Annotated in this window: 22 protein-coding genes; 11 read left to right on the top strand and 11 right to left on the bottom strand. The window is 52.6% G+C overall.

Features of this window, described 5'->3' with window-relative positions; genetic code table 11:
• Window positions 1-70: 70 nt before the first annotated feature.
• Entirely contained in the window at window positions 71-1,519 is a 1,449-nt protein-coding gene (locus tag KB213_RS01790; protein WP_249110129.1) for a glucoamylase family protein, read from the top strand.
• A 1-nt stretch (window position 1,520) separates the two neighbouring features.
• Here the strand turns inward: KB213_RS01790 and KB213_RS01785 are convergent, their stop codons facing one another.
• Window positions 1,521-1,760, bottom strand: coding sequence for a putative hemolysin (locus KB213_RS01785; RefSeq protein ID WP_211680316.1), 240 nt, complete (start codon window positions 1,758-1,760; stop codon window positions 1,521-1,523).
• 172 nt (window positions 1,761-1,932) lie between these two features.
• On the opposite strand from KB213_RS01785, the gene KB213_RS01780 reads away from it, so the two are divergent.
• From KB213_RS01780 to KB213_RS01765, 4 genes are all read left to right on the top strand, one after another.
• Window positions 1,933-2,106 carry a YqaE/Pmp3 family membrane protein gene (locus tag KB213_RS01780; protein ID WP_084366964.1) on the top strand — a complete coding sequence of 58 codons (174 nt, stop codon included), beginning with the start codon at window positions 1,933-1,935 and terminating at the stop codon, window positions 2,104-2,106.
• A 219-nt stretch (window positions 2,107-2,325) separates the two neighbouring features.
• Entirely contained in the window at window positions 2,326-2,610 is a 285-nt protein-coding gene (locus KB213_RS01775; protein WP_211680314.1) for a hypothetical protein, read from the top strand.
• Window positions 2,603-2,947 (top strand): hypothetical protein, encoded by a 345-nt coding sequence (locus KB213_RS01770; protein ID WP_249110127.1) that lies wholly within the window; start codon window positions 2,603-2,605, stop codon window positions 2,945-2,947. The genes KB213_RS01775 and KB213_RS01770 overlap by 8 nt, the downstream gene beginning before the upstream one ends.
• On the top strand, window positions 2,944-4,509 hold the full coding sequence (locus tag KB213_RS01765) for a PepSY-associated TM helix domain-containing protein (protein ID WP_211680312.1): 1,566 nt from the start codon (window positions 2,944-2,946) through the stop codon (window positions 4,507-4,509). The genes KB213_RS01770 and KB213_RS01765 overlap by 4 nt, the downstream gene beginning before the upstream one ends.
• Before the next feature lie 136 nt (window positions 4,510-4,645).
• Here KB213_RS01765 and KB213_RS01760 read toward each other — a convergent pair whose 3' ends face one another.
• Both KB213_RS01760 and queF read right to left on the bottom strand, forming a co-directional pair.
• Window positions 4,646-5,452 (bottom strand): aminoglycoside N(3)-acetyltransferase, encoded by an 807-nt coding sequence (locus tag KB213_RS01760; RefSeq protein WP_211680310.1) that lies wholly within the window; start codon window positions 5,450-5,452, stop codon window positions 4,646-4,648.
• A gap of 9 nt (window positions 5,453-5,461) precedes the next feature.
• Window positions 5,462-5,941: a preQ(1) synthase gene (gene queF / locus KB213_RS01755; protein WP_211680309.1), complete on the bottom strand. Its 480-nt coding sequence runs from the start codon at window positions 5,939-5,941 to the stop codon at window positions 5,462-5,464.
• Window positions 5,942-6,121: 180 nt separating this feature from the next.
• Between queF and typA the strand changes: the two genes are divergently transcribed.
• The gene (typA, locus tag KB213_RS01750) at window positions 6,122-7,942 is read left to right on the top strand and encodes a translational GTPase TypA (RefSeq protein WP_068169924.1); all 1,821 of its coding nucleotides are present in this window, start codon (window positions 6,122-6,124) and stop codon (window positions 7,940-7,942) included.
• Window positions 7,943-8,214: 272 nt separating this feature from the next.
• The gene (locus tag KB213_RS01745; protein WP_211680306.1) at window positions 8,215-8,472 is read left to right on the top strand and encodes a hypothetical protein; all 258 of its coding nucleotides are present in this window, start codon (window positions 8,215-8,217) and stop codon (window positions 8,470-8,472) included.
• An 83-nt stretch (window positions 8,473-8,555) separates the two neighbouring features.
• Here KB213_RS01745 and KB213_RS01740 read toward each other — a convergent pair whose 3' ends face one another.
• From KB213_RS01740 to aroB, 6 genes are all read right to left on the bottom strand, one after another.
• Window positions 8,556-9,458, bottom strand: a complete 903-nt coding sequence (locus tag KB213_RS01740) for an endonuclease/exonuclease/phosphatase family protein (RefSeq protein ID WP_211680304.1) — start codon at window positions 9,456-9,458, stop codon at window positions 8,556-8,558.
• Window positions 9,433-10,098, bottom strand: coding sequence for a carbonic anhydrase (locus tag KB213_RS01735; protein WP_211680302.1), 666 nt, complete (start codon window positions 10,096-10,098; stop codon window positions 9,433-9,435). The genes KB213_RS01740 and KB213_RS01735 overlap by 26 nt, the downstream gene beginning before the upstream one ends.
• 149 nt (window positions 10,099-10,247) lie before the next feature.
• Entirely contained in the window at window positions 10,248-12,884 is a 2,637-nt protein-coding gene (alaS, locus tag KB213_RS01730) for an alanine--tRNA ligase (RefSeq protein WP_211680300.1), read from the bottom strand.
• Window positions 12,885-13,020: 136 nt separating this feature from the next.
• Window positions 13,021-13,461, bottom strand: coding sequence for a GtrA family protein (locus KB213_RS01725; protein WP_211680298.1), 441 nt, complete (start codon window positions 13,459-13,461; stop codon window positions 13,021-13,023).
• Window positions 13,462-13,647: 186 nt separating this feature from the next.
• Complete coding sequence (locus KB213_RS01720) at window positions 13,648-14,787, bottom strand: OmpA family protein (protein WP_211680296.1); 1,140 nt, start codon at window positions 14,785-14,787, stop codon at window positions 13,648-13,650.
• A gap of 331 nt (window positions 14,788-15,118) precedes the next feature.
• The gene (aroB, locus tag KB213_RS01715; RefSeq protein WP_408903706.1) at window positions 15,119-16,759 is read right to left on the bottom strand and encodes a 3-dehydroquinate synthase; all 1,641 of its coding nucleotides are present in this window, start codon (window positions 16,757-16,759) and stop codon (window positions 15,119-15,121) included.
• A gap of 120 nt (window positions 16,760-16,879) precedes the next feature.
• Between aroB and KB213_RS01710 the strand changes: the two genes are divergently transcribed.
• The 3 genes from KB213_RS01710 to KB213_RS01700 are packed head-to-tail and all read left to right on the top strand — an operon-like array spanning window position 16,880 to window position 19,180.
• Window positions 16,880-17,233, top strand: coding sequence for a hypothetical protein (locus tag KB213_RS01710; protein ID WP_211680292.1), 354 nt, complete (start codon window positions 16,880-16,882; stop codon window positions 17,231-17,233).
• A gap of 17 nt (window positions 17,234-17,250) precedes the next feature.
• Window positions 17,251-18,147 (top strand): tyrosine recombinase, encoded by an 897-nt coding sequence (locus KB213_RS01705; protein WP_211680290.1) that lies wholly within the window; start codon window positions 17,251-17,253, stop codon window positions 18,145-18,147.
• Between the two features lie 49 nt (window positions 18,148-18,196).
• The gene (locus KB213_RS01700) at window positions 18,197-19,180 is read left to right on the top strand and encodes an acetyl-CoA carboxylase carboxyltransferase subunit alpha (protein ID WP_068170120.1); all 984 of its coding nucleotides are present in this window, start codon (window positions 18,197-18,199) and stop codon (window positions 19,178-19,180) included.
• 174 nt (window positions 19,181-19,354) lie between these two features.
• Here the strand turns inward: KB213_RS01700 and KB213_RS01695 are convergent, their stop codons facing one another.
• Complete coding sequence (locus KB213_RS01695; RefSeq protein ID WP_211680288.1) at window positions 19,355-20,122, bottom strand: competence/damage-inducible protein A; 768 nt, start codon at window positions 20,120-20,122, stop codon at window positions 19,355-19,357.
• Window positions 20,123-20,195: 73 nt separating this feature from the next.
• Here KB213_RS01695 and KB213_RS01690 point away from each other — a divergent pair, with 73 nt between their 5' ends.
• On the top strand, window positions 20,196-21,083 hold the full coding sequence (locus KB213_RS01690; protein ID WP_211680286.1) for an SMP-30/gluconolactonase/LRE family protein: 888 nt from the start codon (window positions 20,196-20,198) through the stop codon (window positions 21,081-21,083).
• A 19-nt stretch (window positions 21,084-21,102) separates the two neighbouring features.
• On the opposite strand, the gene KB213_RS01685 is transcribed toward KB213_RS01690, so the two are convergent.
• Entirely contained in the window at window positions 21,103-22,122 is a 1,020-nt protein-coding gene (locus tag KB213_RS01685) for a bifunctional GNAT family N-acetyltransferase/(deoxy)nucleoside triphosphate pyrophosphohydrolase (protein ID WP_211680284.1), read from the bottom strand.
• Window positions 22,123-22,256: the final 134 nt, after the last annotated feature.

The following is a 22,256-nucleotide window of genomic DNA, read 5'->3' as shown; positions in this document are numbered from 1 at the left end:
TTACAAGTTGAGGCTTGCGCCGATGGGAGGAGCGTTCTTGTGTATTCTGCGTTTCTGTTCAGAGGTGTTCATGCTTGATGTCCGTTTAATTGCTTCGGTGAAATCAACTGCGCGTTGGGTACGGAATATGACGGCGCTGGCGGGAGTGGCGGTCACTGCCGCTCTGTCTTTGTCGTCCGTTGCTGTAGCTGAGGATGTAAAATCGACTTTGGCTCCGCAGGATATCGCTTTTGCACAGGACTTAGAGTATCGGACGTTCCACTGGTTTTGGGATAATGCGAACCCGAAGAATGGGCTTGTGCCAGATCGGGCACCGTTGCCGAATGGTGCCGCGAGCATTGCAAGTGTTGGCTTTGGTTTGACGGCGTACGGCATTGGGGCAGAGCGCGGATATATTACGCGGGATGCTGCTGTGGCCCGCACCTTGCTAACGTTACGTTTTCTGAGCTCTTTACCGCAAAATGGTAATGTGTCCGGCAGTGCCGGGTATCATGGTTTTTTCTATCATTTTCTTGACCCTAATACGGGTTTGCGGGTGGCGGATTGGTCCGAGTTGTCCAGTATTGATACCGGGCTTTTTATGTCGGGCGTTTTGTTTGCCCAGTCTTACTATAACCACGATACGCCGGATGAGCGTGAGATACGGTCTTTGGCAGAAGCATTGTATCGCCGGGTGGACTGGGCCTGGATGCGAGATGGTGGTCAGTGGTTGCGGATGGGGTGGTATCCACCGGGCACGTTTATCGCAACGCCGTGGAAGGGTTATAATGAAGGTTTGATCTTGTATTTGCTCTCCCTGGCATCACCGACCTCTCCTTTGCCACCCGCGTTGTGGGATCAATGGACACAAAGTTTTTCAGGGCAATGGACAAGCTTTGAGGGCAAGACATTTTTGAATTTTGCGCCGCTGTTTGGGCATCAATACAGTGAATCTTGGCTAGATATGCGCGGTATTCAGGATGCATTTTCTCGGGCGCATCACACAGATTACTTCCAAAATAGTCGTGCGGCGACTTACGCGCAGCGTGATTATGCTGTGCGTAATCCGGGGAAATGGGTTGGCTATGGCTCGGATGTGTGGGGTCTGACGGCCTGTGATGGGCCGGGAGAGGCCCGTCAGGCTCATCAGGGGCAAGACCGTCATTATCTGGCATATAGTGCGCGTGGCGCGGGTGCAGATTATATTTTGGATGATGGGACTATTGCGCCGACTGCAGCGGGTGGGTCTGTTGCGTTCGCACCTGAGATTGTTCTGCCGACTTTGCATGCGATGTATGATCGGTATGGAAGCCGCATTTATGACCAGTATGGTTTTAAAGATTCGTTCAATTTGACCTTTAATGACCAAGGGAATTTTTGGGTTGATGGTCAGCAATTGGGCATTGATCAAGGGCCTATTTTGCTCATGCTGGAGAACTGGCGCAGTGGTTTTGTGTGGCAGGTTATGCGTCAAAACAGTCACATCCGTGATGGTTTGACGCGCGCTGGGTTTACGGGTGGTTGGTTAAACGCGCAGTGATTTAGTGTGAGGTATGGGCGGAACGGAACAACGCCCATTCTTCGCGGACAGAGCCATCGGGTAGATGGCAGTACCCTACTTGCCCTTGAGCTTCGGTACGGATTTCGGACCGTCCTCCGATCTGTACGCAATAGACAGAAGCAGGGTTTGCCATCGTCATGGTATGCGTTTTTTCGGGGGCTTTGGGGGCGGGAGAGCAGGCGGCAAAAAGTAGAGGGATGAACAAGATGCTGATACGCATGGGCTAGGCTCTTGGTGAGTGTTGAGACAATAGAATGATAAGCCATTCAAGCGTTTCCGCCTAATGAAGAGGGTTATGTGTCTTTGTGGTCGTGCCAAGGTGAACATTGTGTTTTTTGGCATCATGGCTGATGATAAGGCCGTGAATAGTCATCTTAATGAGAGGACAGATTATGCGTTTTCTATTGGCTCTTTTGTTGCCTTGGTTGCAGTTTTTTACCATTGGCCGTCCAATTAGTGGTCTGATTTGCTTGGTACTGCAGATTACGGTGATTGGTTGGGTTCCTGCTGCGATTTGGTCTGTGTATGCGCTGACCGAATATCGTGCAGAACAGCGTAACCGTTAAAATTATTCTTTTAGCAATACCCGGATACAGCAATGGTCCGGGTGTTTTTATCGCGCCTAATTGAGATTAATTATTATTTGTGATATGGGCTGCGCATTCAATTATTGCAGTTGCCAAATAAGGTTTTTGGGCACGTGCGTGAAAGACGAGGTGCAGAGGGCTTTGTCTTCGCTTTTTCAGAAAGGGTGAAAGATGCCTCTTGCAGGGTTTGGAGTGTGCTTGAGTAGCATTTTTGCTGTGTCATCGGCTCTGTTTTTATATCTTTCCGCTCCTGCGCAAGTGTTGTTGCGTCAGCCTTTGCCGCGCACAATGAGTTGGGTATTGGCTGCTTGTATGTGGTCGGTGAGTTGGGTGGTGCTGTGGCGGGTATTCTCCTTTCCGGCAGCGTTGAGTCTTGCGCTCCTTATGGTGATGTTGGGGGCTATGGCGTTAGCGTTTTTAAGTGGTTTATTCTCGGCGGTTAAAAACATGCGCCGTGATCGGATATTCCAACGCAATGCGTGATTCGCGTCGTTCTAAGCGGGGTGGGCAGAACCCCGATGCACTGCTGAAGCAATGGTTGAGCAAGGCCTTAGCGGGTCTTATTTTAGGTGCTCCTTTAAGTTTCGGTGTTTTGGGGGATTTGGGCTTACTGTTGCGAGTTTCGGCGCAATTGGACCAAGCAGAAGCCTTGTTGTTGCGCTGGGTTCCGGGTGTGGTGTGGGTGCTGGTGGTATGTCTATCGCTGACCTGTCGGTCCGGTTTGCGTGCTGTAGGGGCTATGTTGGCGGGTAATATATTCGTCTGGGGGGTGTACGGTCTTTTGTATGCGCTCTGTGTTGCGGGGTGGGCGGCATTATGATGCGTAAGCCAGAAATTGTGGCGTTGTATCGTCGTGTGCATAGCTGGGTTGGTATTCTGGCGGGGTTATTTTTATTTATTGGCTTTTATGCTGGGACACTGACCCAGTTTGAGGAGCCCTTGCAGGATTGGGCTGCATCCTCACAAGGGTTGCCTGCACCTGTGCCGTTTAGTCGTCTGGGAGAGTTGCGGGACAAAGCATTAGCCGAAAATCCTAAAGCGCGGGCAGGGTTTACTCTCCACTTGGCTCCCGAAGGGGCAAACCCTTCAAGTATGAGTTGGGTATTGCAGCAGGACCGTGATCGTGGTCCTGGTTTAACGGTTTATGCGGGACTGGATACGCAAGGGCGCGTTGTGTTGGCGCAGCGTGTGCCACCGCAGGGTGCACGCTTTTTAAATATGTTGCACCAGCGGATTGGTCTGCCACTGAACCGCGCTTGGGGCCGTCCTGTAATGGGGATTGTTGCCTTTTTATATGCCATGGCTCTGGTGTCTGGTGTGGTGGTGATGCTCCCATCAGTCGTGCGAGCGATGTTTAATATGCGCTTAGGGCAAGGTGCGCGGCGGGCATGGTTTGATTTGCATACGTTGTTGGGTGTGTTTTCACTGCCGTTTCATATTATGATTGCGGTTACAGCATTGGGTTTTGCTTTTGTGGAGCCGCTGGGTATGGCGGAGCGTGCGCTTTTTGTGCCGGTTGTTAAGGTGATGCCAAGCACTAAACAGAATGTGCTGCCGGTGCATGATATGAAGGCGTCACAACACGAGAAAATTTTTTTAGAACCTGATGTTCTCGTTGCGCACCTAAAAAATGATGTGCCTAGTTTTACGCCAAAAGATTTGGACTATTTCCCGAGGCAGGGTGGTTTTCGTGTCATGGCTGTTGGGCCGGATGCAACAACGGTTACTCGTATTGCCCGAGGGGGTGTTGCTTTAGTGGACCCCTATGATGGCCGTCTCGTTGGGGTGAAAGATTTACCTTATCATCAGAGTACATCTTTTCTTGCTGCTGCTGCCATTGGTGGTTTCCATTTTGGGCGTTTCGGTGGTTGGCTTGGCCATGTCGGAATGGCGTTGATGAGTGCGGTGGGTAGTTTTCTTTTTTATTCTGGGAACGCATTGTGGTTGGCATCGCGCCGGCGCAAGGACCGTGCTGCGGGCTATGTGGCAGACCGCTTTGGAACGCGTCTTCTGTCTGTGCTGAGCGCAGGGGTGATATTTGGGTGTATGGCCGGTGTTTCCGCGGTTCTGGTTGCGATGTTGGCGGTACCGCATGCAGAGTATTATGTTGTATGCGAGCGCGTATTTTACGCTGTATTCTTCGCGTGTTTGTTGATTGCTTCCTGCATGGGGGGGGAGCGTGCAACGCCGTGGTTGATGCGCGTTGTGGCCGGTATCACGCTAGTGCTTCCGCTGATGGATGGTTGGCGCCATTGGCAGCAAGGGGATGTGGATTGCTTTGCTGCGTGTTTGGATATGGTGGCTTTAGTGCTGGGCGTATGGTTGCTGCGAGTGTCGTATGGCCGCGGCATGGCACGGTTGATGCGTGATCCGGTCGTTTAATTCAGCGCATGAGCTGCTTGAGTGGTGCTAGCGTTGAGTTCGCCTTAAACAGCGAGAAGCTATACTGGATGTTGAATCCTGCGTCTCAGAACGTACAGCTAGGTTGTGATGTTGTTATCGCTCTGGGTAAGAGGGTTTAAGAATAGCGAAGGGCTTTTTCAGCTAAGAGGTTGGCTGGGCGTAATGGGAAAAAACGTGTGAAGGCTTGGCCAATATGACCGTGTGTCATGAAAGTTTGGCCGTCTAACTGTGCACCAACTTGGATGAAGCGGTCACTATCCATAATGGGAAGTGAAATGGGTACCCATTGGCGTTGTCCGTTGATGAGCATAGGGGCACCGTCTTGAAGGCGAGGGGCGTTTGGTGTGGCACGGCGTTCTGCAAGGTGTAATGCCGTGCATGTTTCCCAACCGCAGCCGACCATGAGAATGAGCCCGTCCTGATCTTCCAGTCGTGCCAAGGGAGACTCGCTGCCGAGCGGATCCGTCAACGGTTGATGGCATAAAAACTCTGTAGCGTTCGGGCCTCGTGCCGAGAGAGATAAGAGGGGGTGGTCGCTACGGCGTGTTTCGGGCCAATGTCGGAAGGCTTCGGGGACGGCCCCACAACCATAAGTCGGGGTAAGGTCCGGGTCATAAGGTGTTTGGGAGGCGCGGATTGTGGCCCACCAGCTTTCAGGGACAGGTGGGTTGCTCCAGTGCTGTGGGTCACTCAAGCTAGGAGACTGAGCAGGCATCATAAGTGTGCCGTTGGGGCCGACAGCTGTAATGAGGGCGTTAATCATACTCTGCGCACCGCCACAGACCCAACCGACACGGCTAAGGGCGGTATGAACCAGAATGGTCATACCTGGCTGTACCCCTAGCTGTGTTAGGTCATGTTGAAGGCGCGCTTGTGTAATGGGGCCGTTTGTGGAGCGCGCTATGGCTGCGACCTCGGTCATGGACAGAGCTTAGCCGCGGCCACGATAGCCGGGAACCTCTTGAGCGGGAATCCAGACACCCTCTGGAGCGGTGCCAGTTTGCCAGAAAACGTCAATGGGAATGCCGCCGCGGGGGTACCAATATGCGCCGATTCTGAGCCATTCTGGGTCAAGAAGTTCCACGAGGCGTTCGGCAATGCTGACGGAGCAATCTTCATGGAAGGCGCCATGATTGCGGAAGCTCGTCAGATAAAGCTTGAGAGATTTGCTTTCGACGATCCAGTTACGCGGGATATAGTCAATGACAATATGCGCGAAATCCGGCTGGCCAGTGACGGGGCAGAGGGATGTAAACTCAGGTGCCGTAAACCGAATGACGTATTGGCGTCCTTTATGCGGTGCGGGAACACGCTCGAGCACGGCTTCTTCAGGAGAAGACGCAGGAACAGCATGTTGTCCTAGCTGACTAAGAGCATCGGTGCCGGGGGCAGATGGGCCGGGGTGAGACATAGATTTTTCCTTCGAGTGTAAACTGCATAAAAGCTGATTTTCTGCGTATGTGAAGCAGCTTTTGCGATGGCTCAAGTGGTGTCGGATATGAAAAGACGACGACAGCATTTGCAAATTGTCAGGATTCAGTGCAGAAGATCGCGGAATTTGATCTTTGCTAGCCTCTTTCTGGAAGACCGTATGGAACTCCGTAATATCGCCATTATCGCACACGTTGATCATGGCAAGACCACGCTGGTCGACCAGCTCCTCAAGCAATCCGGCTCGTTCCGTGACAATCAGCACGTTGCTGATCGTGCGATGGACAGCAACGACTTGGAACGTGAGCGTGGTATTACCATTCTCGCGAAGTGTACGTCTGTTGTTTGGAACGACACGCGCATCAACATCATTGATACCCCAGGTCACGCCGATTTCGGTGGTGAAGTTGAGCGTATTTTGAGCATGGTGGATGGCGCGATCATCCTCGTGGATGCTGCTGAAGGTGCACTGCCACAGACGAAGTTCGTTCTGGGTAAGGCATTGGCACGTGGCATGCGCCCGATCGTTGTCGTGAACAAGATTGACCGTGGTGACGCACGTCCGGACGAAGTGCATGAAGAGATCTTTGATCTGTTCGCGGCACTGGGTGCGGATGAAAAGCAACTCGACTTCCCGATGCTGTATGCATCTGGCCGTCAGGGTTGGGCTGATGAAGAAATCGAAGGCCCACGCAAAGATCTGTCTCCTTTGTTTGACCTCGTTCTGCGTCATGTTCCGACGCCGGGTCTGGACAAGGATGCGCCGTTTGGCATGGTGTCCACCATTCTGGAAAGCGACAACTTCCTGGGTCGTATCCTGACGGGTCGTATCGAGCAGGGTCGTGCGAAGGTGAACATGCCTGTTCGCGTTCTGCGCCGCGACGGTACGATTGTGGAAACGGGCCGCTTGACCAAGCTGCTGTCCTTCCGCGGTCTGGACCGCGTGCCGGTTGAAGAAGCAGAAGCTGGTGACATTGTTGCTGTGGCTGGTCTGTCTGAAGCAACCATCCCAGACACGATTGCTGACCCAACGGTTGAAGCACCGCTGCCTTCAACGCCTGTTGATCCACCAACCCTGTCTATGACGTTCCGTATTAACGATGGTCCGTTGGGTGGCCGTGAAGGTAAGAAGGTAACGTCTCGCCAGATTCGTGACCGTCTCTTCAAGGAAACCGAAGGCAACGTTGCTATTAAGGTGACGGACAGCCCAGAAAGTGAAGCATTCGAAGTTGCTGGTCGTGGCGAACTTCAGCTTGGCGTTCTGATTGAAACGATGCGTCGTGAAGGCTTTGAACTGACGATTGGCCGTCCGCGCGTGCTGTTCCGTGAAAACCCAGAAACGGGTGAACGCGAAGAGCCGTTTGAAGAAGTTCTGGTTGACGTTGACGAACCTTATTCTGGCGTTGTCGTTGAGAAGATGTCCCTGCGTAAGGGCGTGATGCAGGATATGCGTCCGTCTGGTGGTGGTAAGGTCCGTCTGACGTTCTTGATCCCGTCACGTGGCTTGATTGGTTACCATGGTGAGTTCCTGACGGATACGCGTGGTACGGGCCTGATGAACCGTCTGTTCGATGGTTATCATCCTTATGTTGGCACGATTGAAGGCCGTCGTAACGGTTCCTTGATCTCTGCTGAAGACGGCACCACGACGCAATACGCACTGTTCTCTCTGCAAGACCGCGGTACGCTGTTTGTTGATGCGGGTGAGAAGATTTATCAGGGCATGATCTTGGGTGAGCACTCACGTGAGAACGACCTTGATATTAACGCAGTTCGCGAAAAGAAGCTGACCAACATGCGTGCATCCGGTAAGGATGAAGCGCTGCTTCTGACGCCGCCACGTAAGATGAGCCTTGAGCAAGCAATTGCATACATCGAGGACGATGAACTGGTTGAAGTTACACCGTCTGCGGTTCGTATTCGTAAGCGTTACCTTGATCCGCATGAGCGTAAGCGCGCATCGCGTTCTAAGGAAGCGTAAGAGCGTTTCGCTAAGCGTTTTGAAGGGCCGGCTGATATTTTATCAGTCGGCTTTTTTTGTTTTTATGGTGTTTTTTAACGGTAACGGAATATGTCATAATTGTGGCGCATTCACGAATACCTGCCCTATTGACTTGAAATTTCTAAAAGTTAATGCGCGACTATCTGAAAATGTAGTGATAGGCTTCAATCAAGGTCGAGATTTAAGAGATCGATTTCTTCGATTTCTTTCTTGTTGATCCAGTGATTATTTTTATATGGAGCTTGGTTCCCATGCGTCTGTTCAATGTTTCTCTGATCGCTGCTGCTTCTGCTCTGGCCCTGACGGCTGCTGCTCCTGCATTCGCTGCTGACCCGGCAACGGCTCCGGCACCTGCTGCTGCTCCGGCAGCACCAGCAGCTCCTGCTGCAACAGACGCTGCACCAGCAGCAGCTGACGCAGCGGCACCTGCTGCTGACGACAAGGGTGCAGCAAAGCATCACCACAAGCACAAGCATCATAAGGGCCACAAGAAGGCTGCTTCCAAGTAAGATTGGAAGACATCGTGTGAAGGGTTCTTCTTACGGTGCCTTTGATAAAAAGGGTCGGCTTAGCCGGCCCTTTTTTATTGCGTCTAAGGTGTGTCAGGTATGTTTAGGGTGATTGAAACGGGGCAATGGTCTGAAAGGCCAGTAGGGTTTGTATCGCGTTGGTAGGTTAAGACCCGTAGGCTTTGAGGGACGAGCCATTGGCGCGCGGTGTTGCCCAGTAGAATATGATCAATAAAAGACTCGCCGTACCAGCAAGGGCTAGAAAAACCAGCTGTGGTGAGGTTGAGCGGGGCAATTGTGTTCATGTGCTGCATGAGTGGGTCGCTGGGGGTTAACCTACGATTGAAGTCTCCCAAAACAGCATAGGGCATGCCTTCATCTTGCCGCTCGGCAATCCAGTTTTCTAGAATGGTGAATTGTTGATACAGAGTTGGACATGAATGTTGCTTTTGGCTTAGGGGCTGGTCCCAGCAGCCTGTTTTGAGATGTACGACCAATAAGCGCAGTGTTTGAGGGCCGTCAGAAAGTGTGACATCCAGCCCGCTGCGAAGATGGTGAATCGCTGTTGGCGGGGTATTGTCTAGTTCTTGCAAGGGTGGGTTGACGGAAACAGAGAGTGACTTACGGATAGCGAGCCCTGTTTTTTGAATGACTTTGTCTTGGCTAAAGATGAATTGATATTTTTGAGGGTCGAAAACACGTGAGGCAGTCTCTACGTTTTCAACTTCTTGGAAAGCAATAATGTCTGCATTGAGGTGGTCAGCATAGGCATGAAGCCTTAAGAAATCATTTTGTGTGCGGCTGGGAATGTCTGGTGGAAGAGCCGCGTCTCCGCTCTGCCTGAGAGTTAGCCAGTCTAGATTCCATGTGCTGAGTTTTAAACGGTGTGCGTTTGCAGCCGGGGCAGAGAAAAGAAGTGCTGCCGTGAGGCAGCACTTTGTCCAAAATCGGTCGGAGAATTTAGGCACCAAGGTCAGAAAGAACATCCGCTACGGAGCGTGCGGTCCGAGTTTGTTCATCCAAAACAGCGATTTGTCCCTTGGGAATATCGTAGTACCACCCTTGCAGGGTGATGTCTTTTTTGGCGAGTGCACGTGCCACAGCAGGGTGAGTACGCAGATGTGCTAGTTGCAATAGTACGTTATTTTCCGTCAGTTCACGGATTTGCGCGGGGCCTGCATCTTCTGCTTTGAGATCCCCAAGAGTTGCGCGCGCGGCTTCACCATTGCGCATCCAACTGCGGACGGTGGGAAGGCCATCGAGCTTGGGGTCATTCAGGTTCATCAACGCACCCATGGCACCACAGTTGGAGTGTCCGCAGATAATGATGTTTTTGACCTTGAGAACAGCCACAGCATATTCGATAGCTGAAGAAACACCGCCAAGCATTTCACCGTAGGCTGGTACGAGGTTACCAACGTTACGAACGATGAAGAGCTCACCCGGTTGAGTCTGGGTGATCAGGCTGGGGCTGATTCGGCTGTCTGCGCAGGTGATGAACAGCGTAGAAGGTGCTTGGCTGTTTGCGAGGCTTTCAAACAGTTCTGCACTTTCTGGGTAAACATCGTTCTGGAAGGTTTTAACGCCTTCAAGCAGCTTAGAGAGTGTATCGCGACCGCAATCCATGGTGTGTCTCCACCTAATGAGAGGATGGCCAAAGAGCGAACCTGAAGGGGGTCAGGTTCTATAAAAGAAAATTTATTTATTCCTCCGGAACGGCACAAGCGGTTTCCGAAGGAACTTACTCTTTGTTGCAATGCCCCGTATTATGATCTTTACCCTTCGAGGGTTTTTCTCAGCATAGCAAACACAGCATCCGAATCAGCATTCGGGCCACCAGCTTGCGCCATATCTGGTCGGCCGCCGCCGCCTTTTCCACCCATAAGAGCAGAAGCCTCACGCACTAAGGTCACGGCGTTAAAGCGCTCGGACAGATCCTTGGTCACGGCGATTACGATGCTGCCGCGCCCATCTGCCGCAGACATCAGAGCCACGACGCCAGAGCCGATTTGTTTGGTGATTTCTTCGGCCAAGCTCTTCAGCTCTTTCGGGCTGACATCCCCAAGGTTGCGTGCGCTGAGCGTGATTCCATTGATGGTCTCGTTGGATTCGGCAGCACCGCCCGTGGCTAAGCGGCGTTGTAGCTCTGAGATTTGGTTATTCAGGGCCTTACGCTCTTCCAACAAAGCGGCAACGCGTGAGGTCGCATCGCTTACCGGCACTTTGAGAAGGTCAGCGATATCTTTTAGGCGTGCTTCTGTTTCGAGAGCGAGATTCTCTGCGGCGAGGCCACACACCGCTTCAATACGACGTACACCGGCTGAAACGCCTGTTTCCGAGACGATACGGAAGGTACCAATTTCACCCAGGCGTTGAACATGTGTGCCGCCACAAAGTTCGATAGAATAAGCATGACGGGCGTCATCGCCTTTGCCCATAGAGACAACGCGGACTTCATCACCGTATTTTTCACCGAAGAGTGCCATGGCGCCTTCAGCGACGGCCTGTTCTTGTGTCATGAGGCGTGTTTCAACAGGTGCATTTTCACGAATGCGCTCGTTGACTTCGGCCTCAACAGCAATCAGTTCGTCTTGTGTGAGCGGGCGTGGCTGGCTGATGTCAAAACGCAGTCGTTCAGGCGCGTTTAAACTGCCTTTTTGTGTGACGTGATTGCCGACCTGACGGCGTAGGGCTTCATGCAGCAAATGTGTTGCAGAGTGATGGCCACGAATGGCCGTACGGCGCGTATGGTCGAGTTCTGCATGGACCGCCATGCCCGGTTTTGCGGTGCCTTCAACGACGCGGCCGTAATGGACGAGAAGATCTCCATTACGCTTTTGCGTATCGGTAATTTCAATGGTGAGACCCGATGCGGTGAGCGTGCCGTGATCCCCAACCTGACCGCCGCTTTCACCATAAAACGGTGTTTGGTTGAGGAGGAACGCAACGGTCTCATCGGAAGTAGACGCTTCCGCGAGTTCATCGGAACCTTTGTAAATAGCTTGGATTTCGGCGTCAGCTTTTTCGGATGTGTAGCCGAGGAATTCGCTCGCGCCGTGCTTATCACGTGCGTCAAACCAAATGGTTTCTGCTGCTGCGTCACCTGAGCCTGTCCATGCAGCGCGTGCACGTGCGCGTTGCTCGGACATGGCGGCTTCAAAGCCTTGCTCGTCAACAGTACGATTTTGCTCACGCAATGCGTCTTGTGTCAGATCCAATGGGAAGCCGAATGTGTCGTACAAGCGGAAGGCGACGTTACCCGGAAGAGCTTCTTTCTCACCAAGGCGAGATACTTCATCGGAGAGAAGCGTCAGGCCGCGTTCCAGAAGGGCGGTGAAGCGTTCTTCTTCACCCTTCATAGTTTCAGCGATGAGAGCTTGATGCTGAACGAGTTCAGGGTAGGCGGCGCCCATTTGACGAATGAGAGCGGGGAGGAGGCGGTAGAAAACTGGCTCTTTCGCGCCCATCATGTGTAGGTGGCGCATGGCACGGCGCATGATACGGCGCAGAACATAGCCACGGCCATCTTTGGAGGGCAGAACGCCGTCAGCAATCAGGAAGGCTGTTGAACGCAGGTGATCAGCGACGACGCGGTGGCTGGACTTGAAGGGGCCATCAGGATCTTGGTGTAGCGCATCAGCCGAAGCCTCAATGAGTGCGCGCATTGTATCTGTATCGTAGTTGTCGCGCTTTCCTTGGAGAATCGCAGCAAAGCGTTCCAGGCCCATACCCGTATCGATAGAAGGGCGTGGGAGTGGGTTACGAACGCCAGCAGGTTCTTCAAAGAACTGCATGAACACGAGGTTCCAGATTTCGACGAAGCGATCACCATCTTCGTCCGGGCTACCTGGAGGGCCACCGAAGACGCTATCCCCATGGTCAAAGAAAATTTCGGAACATGGACCGCAAGGGCCTGTGTCACCCATACGCCAGAAATTATCCGCTGTGCCGATACGGATGATTTTATCGTCGCTCAGGCCTGCGATTTTACGCCATAGGCCTGCTGCTTCTTCATCGTCAGCGTAGACAGTGGCCAGCAGTTTTTCTTTGGGCAGGTTAAAGCCCTTGGTGAGTAGATTCCATGCAAACTCAATGGCATCAGCCTTGAAGTAGTCACCAAAGCTGAAATTGCCCATCATTTCAAAGAAGGTGTGATGGCGTGCTGTGTACCCGACATTGTCGAGGTCATTATGCTTGCCGCCTGCGCGCACGACCTTTTGTGCTGAGGTTGCACGTTTGTAGGAGCGTGTTTCTTGGCCTGTGAACAGGTTTTTGAATGGCACCATACCCGCATTCGTGAACAGAAGCGTTGGATCGTTCTGCGGCACGAGAGGGGCCGAAGGAACGATGCGGTGGCCATGGGAGGCAAAATACTCAAGGAAAGCTGAGCGGATATCGTTTGTACTGGTCATGAGCGCGCGCAATTCCGAAAAAACGGCAAGAAAATGTCTGTTTCTCCTAGACGATTGTGACGCTCTTGGAAATGCGTACCGTAAAGGAGTGTTTAAGAGAGTTTGGAGGGGGGAGCGGGTTGGTGTGTGTCTTGATCTATTTGGGGGGGATAGTTTTTGGTGTGGAGCTATGAAAAACGAGGCGTTTTGAGAGATTAAAGTTCGCTATCATGCCGCAGGCCGCGCCGATTGCGAGGGCAATCGCGGGGTGGTGTCGGGTTATTGGCCATACTGCGTACAGACTAAATACCGCGCCGCGATTAAACAAAAAGCCGATGCTATTTGCTGCGAGGAAACGCAACCATTGTACGATTAGTGGCTGTTGTGCGGAGGTTTCTCGGAATGTCCAAAGGCGGTTGAGCAGCCAGTTTCCGCTTGCGGCAATAAAATAGGCGCAAAGCGTAGCAAGCGTGAGCTTGAGAATGGGGCGTAGGAGCGTGACGCTGGCGCAATCAACGAGAAGGCCAAGGCTCCCGACAGCTCCGAAACGTAGAAATTGCTGACAATAGAGCGGAATACGAATGGAAAACCGAGCCACGAGGCGATCCCATGCAGGAAAAATATCTGCTTTTTAAGCAGGTTTATGAAAATCCTCGAAGGGCATTCATAAAGGTTTTATATGTACGGTGCTTAGAAACAGAAAAGGCGCCCCGAAGGACGCCTTAACGTGGAACCGACACCGAAACCGAGGTTCCGGTGCGATACGCGTGGCTCTCGCCCTGAATTACTTCAGGATGATTTCTACGCGACGGTTCTGAGGCTCACGAGTGTTTGGACCCGTTGGAACCAGTGGGTTCTGCTCACCGAAGCCGTGGATGTCGACAGCTGCAGCAGGAACGCCATCACGTACCAGCTCAGCCTTCACAGCATTTGCACGACGCAGGGACAGACCCATGTTGTACTTCTGGCCAGCTGCGCCTGGGCGAGCTGCAGAGTTATCGGTGTAGCCGTTAACTTCGATGCGCGTTGTTTGAACGTGCGTAGAAGCTTGAGCTGCCGTAGCAACGATCTCACGAGCGCGGCCCGTCAGGTCAGCCTTATCCCAGTCGAAGAATACCAGGTATGTACGAGCTGGCTGAGGCGCAGGCGGTACAACAACTGGTGCTGGTGGCGGAGGAGGAGGAGCCGTATCGAACGCATAACGCAGGCCCAGGATGAACTGGTGCGAGAAGCGTGGGTCGAAGTTCAGGTTGCCTGTGTGGCGGCCCGTCGTGTTGTACGACGTTGAGCTGAAGGAACCGTTTGAGAACTGCTGACCAATGAAACGGTATTCCGTCGTCAGAGCCAGGCCTGGTACGCTTGGGATGTCGTAAGCTGCACCGACGATGCCCTGGTACGCGAAGCCGCTGTTTGTGCCGCCGATGCGGTTAACTGCGCCGTTCGTGTAGGACGTCGTTGTTGGGTTCAGGTGCTGCCACAGGTAACCTGCACCGACACCAACATATGGCGTTACTGGTGAGTTCAGGCCGAACTGAGACAGGTCAATGTCATACAGGACGTTGACGAAACCGCCGTAAGACTGGTCAGAACCGGACGTTGCGCCAGGAGCTGCCGTGAAGTTGCGGTGGTTCAGCTGGGAGTAGTTGTATACACCCTCGATTTCGGCGCGCAGGCCGTTACCGAAGCCGTAACCTACTGAGCCGAAGCCCGTGAAACCGTCTTTATGACGGAAAGCGGAATTGGTGCTGCCATTGTAGGAAGAGCCATCAGCTTGCGTCGTTGGTGAGAACGAGCCGTGCTGTGTCTGAACCAAGTTGTAGCCGCCGCCGAGATCGACGTATGGGCCGGTGATCGTGCTTGCCATAGCGAGCGACGGTGCCGCCACCATCGATGTCATGGCAAGGAGTGCCGTGCGGAGACGCATGTTTTCGTCCTCTTTCGTGACTTAACGTTCGAGCAGCCAGTCCATCAGTTTCCTGTCTTGGACTAACTGACCCAGCGCGATGCATAAGTGCATATAGAGCCGTAAGTTCCCCTTCACCAAGTGATCTAGGGTAGGTTGGGCGCTATAGGAGCGGAGGTTGTGTGTTTTTGGTCACAGTTTATTCCGACTCCGACACAATATAATTGCGCTGCGTATTTTGCCTTAGCTGAAGAGAGCAGAGAGCACCATACTTTAATTTTTTATGATCAGATAAAAATATTAATAAAAATCAATACCTTCTTTCATCTTATGAAGCATGAATAGAGAAATATTATGGTGCACAGCCTTCTTCTTCTAAGAGAGTTTTAACCTGATCGAGGGAGACGTCACTGTTTGTAAATGCTTTGCCAATTCCTCGTAATAAAATAAACGCAATTTTGCCATTTTTCATTTTCTTGTCGCGCATCATGTTGTTTATGAGTGTCGTTGCTGAAAAATGATTGCTTAAAGCGCGAATACTCAGGGGCATATTAAGTGTTTTTAAATGAGTATCTAATCGATCAAGGTCACTATTTTTAGCGTAACCAAGTTCTACAGAAAGGCGCATAGCCATGTGAAGCCCAATAGACACAGCTTCACCATGTAGAAGACGGCCATTATAGCCCATTTCTGCTTCGATAGCATGGCCGAATGTATGGCCTAAATTGAGTAATGCACGCCCATTTTGTGCAGCAACCTCTCGTTCGTCATGAGCGACGACTTTGGCTTTGAAAGCGCATGCGCGTTTGACGGCTTCGGCTACAATTTGTGGGTCACCGTCCAAAACGCGTGCGCCATGCGTTTCACACCACGCAAATAGTTCTGGGTCACTGATGAGACCAGCTTTGAGGATTTCCGCATAGCCTGCGACGCGTTCGCGGCGCGGTAGTGTTGCGAGGACAGAGCTATCGGCTAGAACGGAAATAGGCTGATGAAATGCACCGATCAGATTCTTGCCGGAAGGAGAGTTGATACCCGTTTTCCCCCCTACGGAACTATCGACTTGTGAAAGAAGTGTTGTGGGGATTTGTACAAAAGGGAGGCCGCGGAGCGCTGTAGCGGCAATAAAACCGGCCAAATCGCCCACGACGCCGCCGCCAAAGGCAATGATGGTGGTGTGACGTTCGATGCCGAGGGCGAGTACGCGGGTTATGAGATCACTATAATGTGAGAGTGATTTGCTACCTTCTCCTTGGGGAACGTGGAGTGTGTCAAAGCGAATCTCTGTTTCGGCTAGTGCAGCCTCGAGTCGTGAAAGGTGCAGTGTTGCAACATGCTCATCTGTAATAATGACAGCGCGCTTTTGTGGCAGAAGCGGTGCTAACCAACGTCCTGCACGTTCGATCAAGTCTTTGCCGATCAGCACATCATAAGCGTGGTTTTGAAGTGCGACGTGTACTTTCTCTGGTGGCTGCCATGTTGTGAGAGCCACATGCAGTTTTTCGACGCCTTGTTCCACCGTTTCATCTCCACAATCTACAATAAGGTCTGCTTCCGCATAAACGGGATGTCGTTGTTCAGCTAAATTGCTGAGAATTTCATGTGGGTTGCCCGTTGCAAGAAGTGGACGACCGTGACGGCCATGCACGCGTTTCAAGAGGACGGGGATTGGCGCGCGTAACCATACAGAAAGGCCGCGTTGGCGGATTCGGCTGCGCGTTTCTTTGTTCATCCATGCCCCGCCGCCCGTGGCCAAAACGCAGGGCGCACCATCAAGGAGGCGTGTAATGACGCGTCGTTCACCATTGCGAAAAAAAGCTTCGCCATGGCGTTCAAAAATTTCTGTAATGCTACAGCCTGCTGCCCGTTCAATCTCGGCATCAGCATCGACAAAGCGGCGGCCGAGAAGCTGAGCGAGGCGGCGGCCAATGGTCGTTTTCCCAACACCCATCATGCCGATCAAAACGATGGTGCGTTGTGGAATGCGGTGCATCGTGGAAGCAGGTAGCGTCAGTGAGGCGGGATGAAGGTAAGAAGACGATGATGACATGGTGCGTTGCATAGCATAGGAAGGGCAAGTCGTCCCCTCTGTACTGCTGAGAGTACTCTAAATATGCCCGGTTTTGACCGTTCGTCCCGCCTGCCGTTGATTGCGGGCATTGCTTTCTTGGCTGTGGTTGTCATCGGTGGTGGTGGTTTCTTACGCCTTGGGTTTGACCAGAGTGCGCCAGCACAGAGCAATGTGCATAAAATTTTGCCAGTTTCAGCCTTTGTGGTGAAAGAATCGGGTACGCCGCTGCCGTCTTTGGCGCCTGTTCCGTCGGTTAGTGGTGTGCCTATGGTTGCTGTGCCTGCACCTATGACCGCGAATCCAGCGAGTGCTGCGTCTGCTATGGGGCCATCAACGCCATTGCCGACTTTGCCAGCGCCGAAAGCATTGCCGGGCCAAGGTGTGGTTGCGCATTAAGTTAATGCAGCGCTGTGGTGTCTGATGATCGGTATATAGACGCGTTTTTGGAAATGCTGGCCTCAGAGCGTGGGGCGGCAAAATTGACGCGCGTGGCCTATGCGGCGGATTTGGCCGATGCCGAAGGGTTTGTCGCTCCAACTCGGTTGGAGAAGGCGACAGCGTCAGACATTGCAGCGTATTTGGCGTCTTTATCGAAGCAAAAGCTGTCTGCCCGGACTTCGGCGCGCCGGTTATCGTGTCTGCGGCAGTATTATCGTTTCTTAATGCTTGAATCCGTGCGGGAAGATGACCCAACGGCGCGGCAAATTGCTCCTAAAGTGTCAGCTACTTTGCCAAGGCCATTGGCTGAAGACGAGATTCGACGGCTTTTAGAGCACGGTACGGTTGGTCATGACGATGAACGCCGTGATCTGGTTTCGCGCGCGGCTTTAGAGCTTTTATACACGACGGGGCTTCGTATTTCGGAGCTTTTGGCGTTGCCTGCTACCTGTGTGCAGGCGAAAGGGCCGATGTTGTTGGTACGTGGTAAGGGGGGGCGTGAGCGCCTCGTACCTTTATCGCAAGCGGCGCGTGATGCTGCGGATGCGCTGGTGCATTATGATAGAGGTTTGGGAAGTCTTTATTTGTTTCCGGGGCGGAATCCAGCGAAGCCTTTGACGCGACAGGGTTTTGATAAAATTTTGTATGCTTGTGCCGTGAAGGCAGAGATTGATCCAGAACGGGTCAGTCCGCATGTTTTGCGGCATTCTTTTGCGAGTCATCTTTTGGCACGCGGTGCGGATTTACGTGCGTTACAGATGCTTTTGGGGCATGCAGATATAGCGACCACGCAAATCTATACGCAGGTGATGGCAGAACGCTTGCGTCAATTGGTCTCGGCCCATCATCCGTTAGCGGCTGTAACATCGTAAGACGCTTTGGGGCTGTTTTCTGGGGCGTCTCCGTGCTATCGGGCAAGCTATGCGCCAATTCCTAGATTTCGAGAAATCGGTTGCCGAGCTGGAGACCAAAATTGACGAGCTTCGTCAAATGGGCAGCGAAGAGCCGAATGCAGGTGCCAGCAATGCTGGCGGTATCGACATTGCGGACGAGATTGCTCGTCTGTCTGACAAGGCAGAGAAGCAACTTCGGACGACGTATAGCAAGCTGACGCCACTGCAAAAAGTGCAGGTGGCTCGGCATGCACAACGTCCGAAAACGCTGGACTATGTTCGCTTATTGACCACAGATTTCACGCCGCTTGCGGGTGATCGGGCATTTGCAAACGACGAGGCCATGATTGGTGGCCTTGCGCGTTTTCGTGGTCAGCCCGTGGTCGTGGTCGGTACGGAGCGTGGGCACGATACGGAAACGCGCTTGAAGCACAATTTCGGCATGGCTCGTCCGGAAGGGTACCGTAAAGCACAACGTTTGGTGGAGATGGCAGGGCGTTTCGGGCTGCCGATTCTCAGCTTTATTGATACGGCAGGGGCCTGGCCCGGTATTGATGCGGAAGAACGCGGCCAGGCTCAAGCCATCGCCCGCTCTATTGATGTGTGTTTGCAAGCGCCTGTGCCGTTAATTGCGGTTGTCATCGGTGAAGGTGGCTCTGGTGGTGCAATTGCTATTGGCGCGGGCGATCGCGTTATGATGCTTGAACATTCGATTTATTCTGTGATTTCGCCGGAAGCTGCAGCTTCGATTCTGTGGCGTGATCCGAAGCTGGCCCCAGCGGCGGCTGAAGCGTTGAAGTTGACCGCGCAGGATCTGAAAAAACTGGGTCTGATTGATCGTATCGTGACGGAGCCAGTAGGCGGTGCGCAGCGTGCGCCGGAAGATGCTGTGCAGGCTGTCGGTGATGCGATTGCTGAAGAACTGGAAGAGCTTACAGCACTGAACAGTGCGGCTTTGCTTCAAAAGCGGCGTGATAAGTTCTTAGCGATGACGCGTGGTGCGTTGAATTAATTAAGTGGTTTGTGGCGTTGGAGGCGGCCTTATAGAAGCCGCCTCTGTGCCGCTGCTTACTGTGTTTTTCGGTACGCAGTATGCGCTTTATGATGGGCACAAAATGCCCTTCATCTTTTTATTGTGGTGAAAAAAGAAACAGCCTTACAGATCGGCAGTGATTGTTATGGTCGGTTAAGGTTCGCCGGCTAGCGGGGTTTGTCCCTGCGTGATGATCAGGTCATGCAGTATTCTTGCTGCGTCTTGGACCTGCTCTGCATGATACCCTTTGACGATAAGTGCGACGCCTTTCCCGTTTTCAGGGTGTTCATAGGGATATGAGCCGATATCCAGTTGCGGAAAATTTTCTTGAATTGTGGTGAGGTTTGCAGCGAAGTCGCCTTCGCGTAGGCCGTATGCGTGCCATCCTGTCATGCTGAGGGCTGTGCCTTGTGGTAGGGTAGGAATCAGCGCTGCAATTGTAGCTGTGAAAATCTTGGGTACGCCCGCGAGGACGTGTACGTTTTCGATAATAAAGCCGGGAGCGATAGCGACAGGATCAGCGATAGGAACGGCCCCTTCGGGAAGATAGGCCATACGCTGGCGAGCGGTATTAAAACGTTCTGTCCCGAAATACTCTTCAAGTGCCGTGAAGCTTTCTTGGTGCTTTACGAGTGAGACGTTAAACGATTTTGCGATGCAGGCAGCCGTAATATCATCATGTGTTGGCCCGATGCCGCCGCTGGTGAAAATAAAATCAAAATTCTCCCGGCATGCTGTGACGGTTGTTACAATATGCTCTTCGATATCAGGGATAATCCGCACTTCTAATAGGCGAATACCATGCTGGTTAAGGGCAAGTGCTAACGTGCGTGTATTGGCATCTTGTGTGCGTCCAGAAAGAATTTCGTTACCGATAATCAGCAGGCAGGCTGTTTTGGGTGACGGGATATTTTGAAGCATGGTCTGATGCCTGTTAGGGTGCGTTGAGAGTATGTACTCTTCTACTCTATTCCATTCTTTGGACAGGATTGCCATGACCACGTTGAAGCATCACGACCCAATTTGTGTTTACGATATCCGTGCGACTTTGGCGGAAGGCCCTGTTTGGAGCGCGGCCGAAAATGCTCTGTATTTCGTTGATATTGTAGAAGAAAAAGTACACCGCTTTGTGCCATCAACGGGTGAGCGTACGGTGTGGACGGCCCCTGATCGGATTGGTTTTCTTCTGCCGGTAGCAGGGGGTACGTTCCTAGCGGGCTTACGTGATGGTTTGCACCGTTTTGATCCGAAAACGGGTGGTTTTTCAGTGGATACTGTTGTTGAGCCAGAGCATCCGGGCAACCGTCTGAATGACGGTTGTGTTGATGCAAAAGGCCGTATTTGGTTTGGCACCATGGACAACGGTGAAACGCATCCGACGGGTTCAATCTATCGTGTTCTGCGTGGTGAAAAAGGTCTGGAAGTGACCCATCATGATGAAGGTTACACGGTCTCAAATGGTCCGACCGTCTCACCATGCGGTAAAGTGTTGTATGTGTGTGATAGCCCTGAGCAGCGCATTTATGCTTTCGACGTGGATGATGCTGGTGAGCTGTCGAATGAGCGTGTTTTTGCCACGTTGACGGAGGGTTATCCGGACGGGATTGTGACGGATAGTGAAGGGACGGTTTGGTCTGGCGTGTGGGGTGGCAGCAAGATTTTGCGTTTCCGGCCAGATGGTACGCAGCTTGAGCCGATTGCAATGCCGGTTTCGAACGTCACGAAAATTACGTTTGGTGGTGATGACCTGCGGACTGTGTACGTGACGACAGCGCGTAAGGGGCTGTCTGCGGAAGCATTGGCGCGTGAGGAGCAGGCTGGTTCAATCTATGCATTCCGCACGGATGTGCCGGGTTTGGCGCAACGTCAGTTCGCTCTGTAAGGTTATTGGGGTGAGAGTATCACCCCAATAATTCCCGTAGTAATGGGATCAAAGGGACGTCAGGGTCTGGCATAGGGTATGTGTGCAGATCTTTTGCATCGACCCATGCCAGTTCTTGGCCTTCTTTGCCGCGGGGTTGCCCACGCCAGCGCCGTACCACATAGAGTGGCATGAGTAAGTGTCGGGCGCCGACATCTGCGCTGACAAAAGTAAAGGGAGAGAGGCAGGCCCCTTTGAGGTCTATGCCGAGTTCTTCTTCCATTTCTCGAATGAGAGCGCGTTCTGGCGATTCGTCCGATTCTACTTTCCCGCCGGGGAACTCCCATAAACCTGCGAGTGGTTTGCCTTCGGGGCGGCGTGCGAGCAAAATTTGTCCATCTTGATTGATGAGGGCTGCTGCTACGACGAGCAAGGTGCGGGTTTTGGCTGGTGGTGCCGGTAGTGCTGTGCTGGTTGGGGTGTCGGCCTGTGCTGTATCGGCGGGCAGCGGTGCTTTGGGCATTACTGGCGTGGGTAGGGTGGCTTCTGTTCGTTCAAAAAGGGTGATGGGACATTCTTGCCCGCGTGAGACGAATCGACGTGTGGATTGACCAATTTCTTGGAAGCCATTTTTGCGTAAAACGGCAGCTGATGCCGGGTTATCCACGCTTACATCGGCTGTCATGCGTTTGAGTTTGAGGACAGTGAAAGCCCATTCGGTGACGCGCTGCGTGGCGCGTGTGGTGATACCCTGTCCCCATAAAGTGGGACCAATCCAGTAGCCTAACGTTGCACTGTGTTGAGGCTTCGTGATGGTTACTCCGACTACGCCAAGAAGAGTGCCTGCACGTGTAATGGCGAAATGATAAGCTGTACCACTTTGACTATCGGCAATGACGCTGGCGATCCATTGATCTGCAAGGTCACGCGGATAAGGAAAAGGAAGGCGACTGAGCATGCGCACCACGCTCCAGTCATTGATCAAGCGGTGTACGGCCGGAGCATCCTGTAATGAAAGCGGGCGTAAAATGAGATCGTCGATCAGGAGTTCCGGTGTCATGTGTCTCGTAGCATCAGGAGGAGTGAGCAGAAGCTGAGTAAACGATGCAGTTACTTTATCCCGTCAGGATAACAGGCAAATCTTTCATTCTGAAAGTTTTATATGCTGTATAGTGTGTGTTATAATGGCAACGT

The sequence above is a fragment of the Neokomagataea anthophila genome, assembly GCF_018122595.1.
Classification (GTDB): domain Bacteria; phylum Pseudomonadota; class Alphaproteobacteria; order Acetobacterales; family Acetobacteraceae; genus Gluconobacter; species Gluconobacter anthophilus.
This window is presented reverse-complemented; position numbering and strand designations above follow the sequence as displayed.

Excerpts from the sequence above, each read along its gene's own strand:
- KB213_RS01765 (WP_211680312.1), top strand. The coding sequence starts at position 2,944 with ATGATGCGTAAGCCAGAAATTGTGGCGTTGTATCGTCGTGTGCATAGC.
- KB213_RS01770 (WP_249110127.1), top strand. The coding sequence starts at position 2,603 with ATGCGTGATTCGCGTCGTTCTAAGCGGGGTGGGCAGAACCCCGATGCA.
- KB213_RS01745 (WP_211680306.1), top strand. The coding sequence starts at position 8,215 with ATGCGTCTGTTCAATGTTTCTCTGATCGCTGCTGCTTCTGCTCTGGCC.
- KB213_RS01740 (WP_211680304.1), bottom strand. The coding sequence starts at position 9,458 with ATGTTCTTTCTGACCTTGGTGCCTAAATTCTCCGACCGATTTTGGACA.
- KB213_RS01785 (WP_211680316.1), bottom strand. The coding sequence starts at position 1,760 with ATGCGTATCAGCATCTTGTTCATCCCTCTACTTTTTGCCGCCTGCTCT.
- KB213_RS01695 (WP_211680288.1), bottom strand. The coding sequence starts at position 20,122 with ATGCTTCAAAATATCCCGTCACCCAAAACAGCCTGCCTGCTGATTATC.
- queF (WP_211680309.1), bottom strand. The coding sequence starts at position 5,941 with ATGTCTCACCCCGGCCCATCTGCCCCCGGCACCGATGCTCTTAGTCAG.
- KB213_RS01710 (WP_211680292.1), top strand. The coding sequence starts at position 16,880 with ATGCCCGGTTTTGACCGTTCGTCCCGCCTGCCGTTGATTGCGGGCATT.
- KB213_RS01760 (WP_211680310.1), bottom strand. The coding sequence starts at position 5,452 with ATGACCGAGGTCGCAGCCATAGCGCGCTCCACAAACGGCCCCATTACA.
- KB213_RS01690 (WP_211680286.1), top strand. The coding sequence starts at position 20,196 with ATGACCACGTTGAAGCATCACGACCCAATTTGTGTTTACGATATCCGT.
- KB213_RS01685 (WP_211680284.1), bottom strand. The coding sequence starts at position 22,122 with ATGACACCGGAACTCCTGATCGACGATCTCATTTTACGCCCGCTTTCA.
- typA (WP_068169924.1), top strand. The coding sequence starts at position 6,122 with ATGGAACTCCGTAATATCGCCATTATCGCACACGTTGATCATGGCAAG.
- aroB (WP_408903706.1), bottom strand. The coding sequence starts at position 16,759 with ATGCACCGCATTCCACAACGCACCATCGTTTTGATCGGCATGATGGGT.
- KB213_RS01780 (WP_084366964.1), top strand. The coding sequence starts at position 1,933 with ATGCGTTTTCTATTGGCTCTTTTGTTGCCTTGGTTGCAGTTTTTTACC.
- KB213_RS01790 (WP_249110129.1), top strand. The coding sequence starts at position 71 with ATGCTTGATGTCCGTTTAATTGCTTCGGTGAAATCAACTGCGCGTTGG.
- alaS (WP_211680300.1), bottom strand. The coding sequence starts at position 12,884 with ATGACCAGTACAAACGATATCCGCTCAGCTTTCCTTGAGTATTTTGCC.
- KB213_RS01735 (WP_211680302.1), bottom strand. The coding sequence starts at position 10,098 with ATGGATTGCGGTCGCGATACACTCTCTAAGCTGCTTGAAGGCGTTAAA.
- KB213_RS01700 (WP_068170120.1), top strand. The coding sequence starts at position 18,197 with ATGCGCCAATTCCTAGATTTCGAGAAATCGGTTGCCGAGCTGGAGACC.
- KB213_RS01720 (WP_211680296.1), bottom strand. The coding sequence starts at position 14,787 with ATGCGTCTCCGCACGGCACTCCTTGCCATGACATCGATGGTGGCGGCA.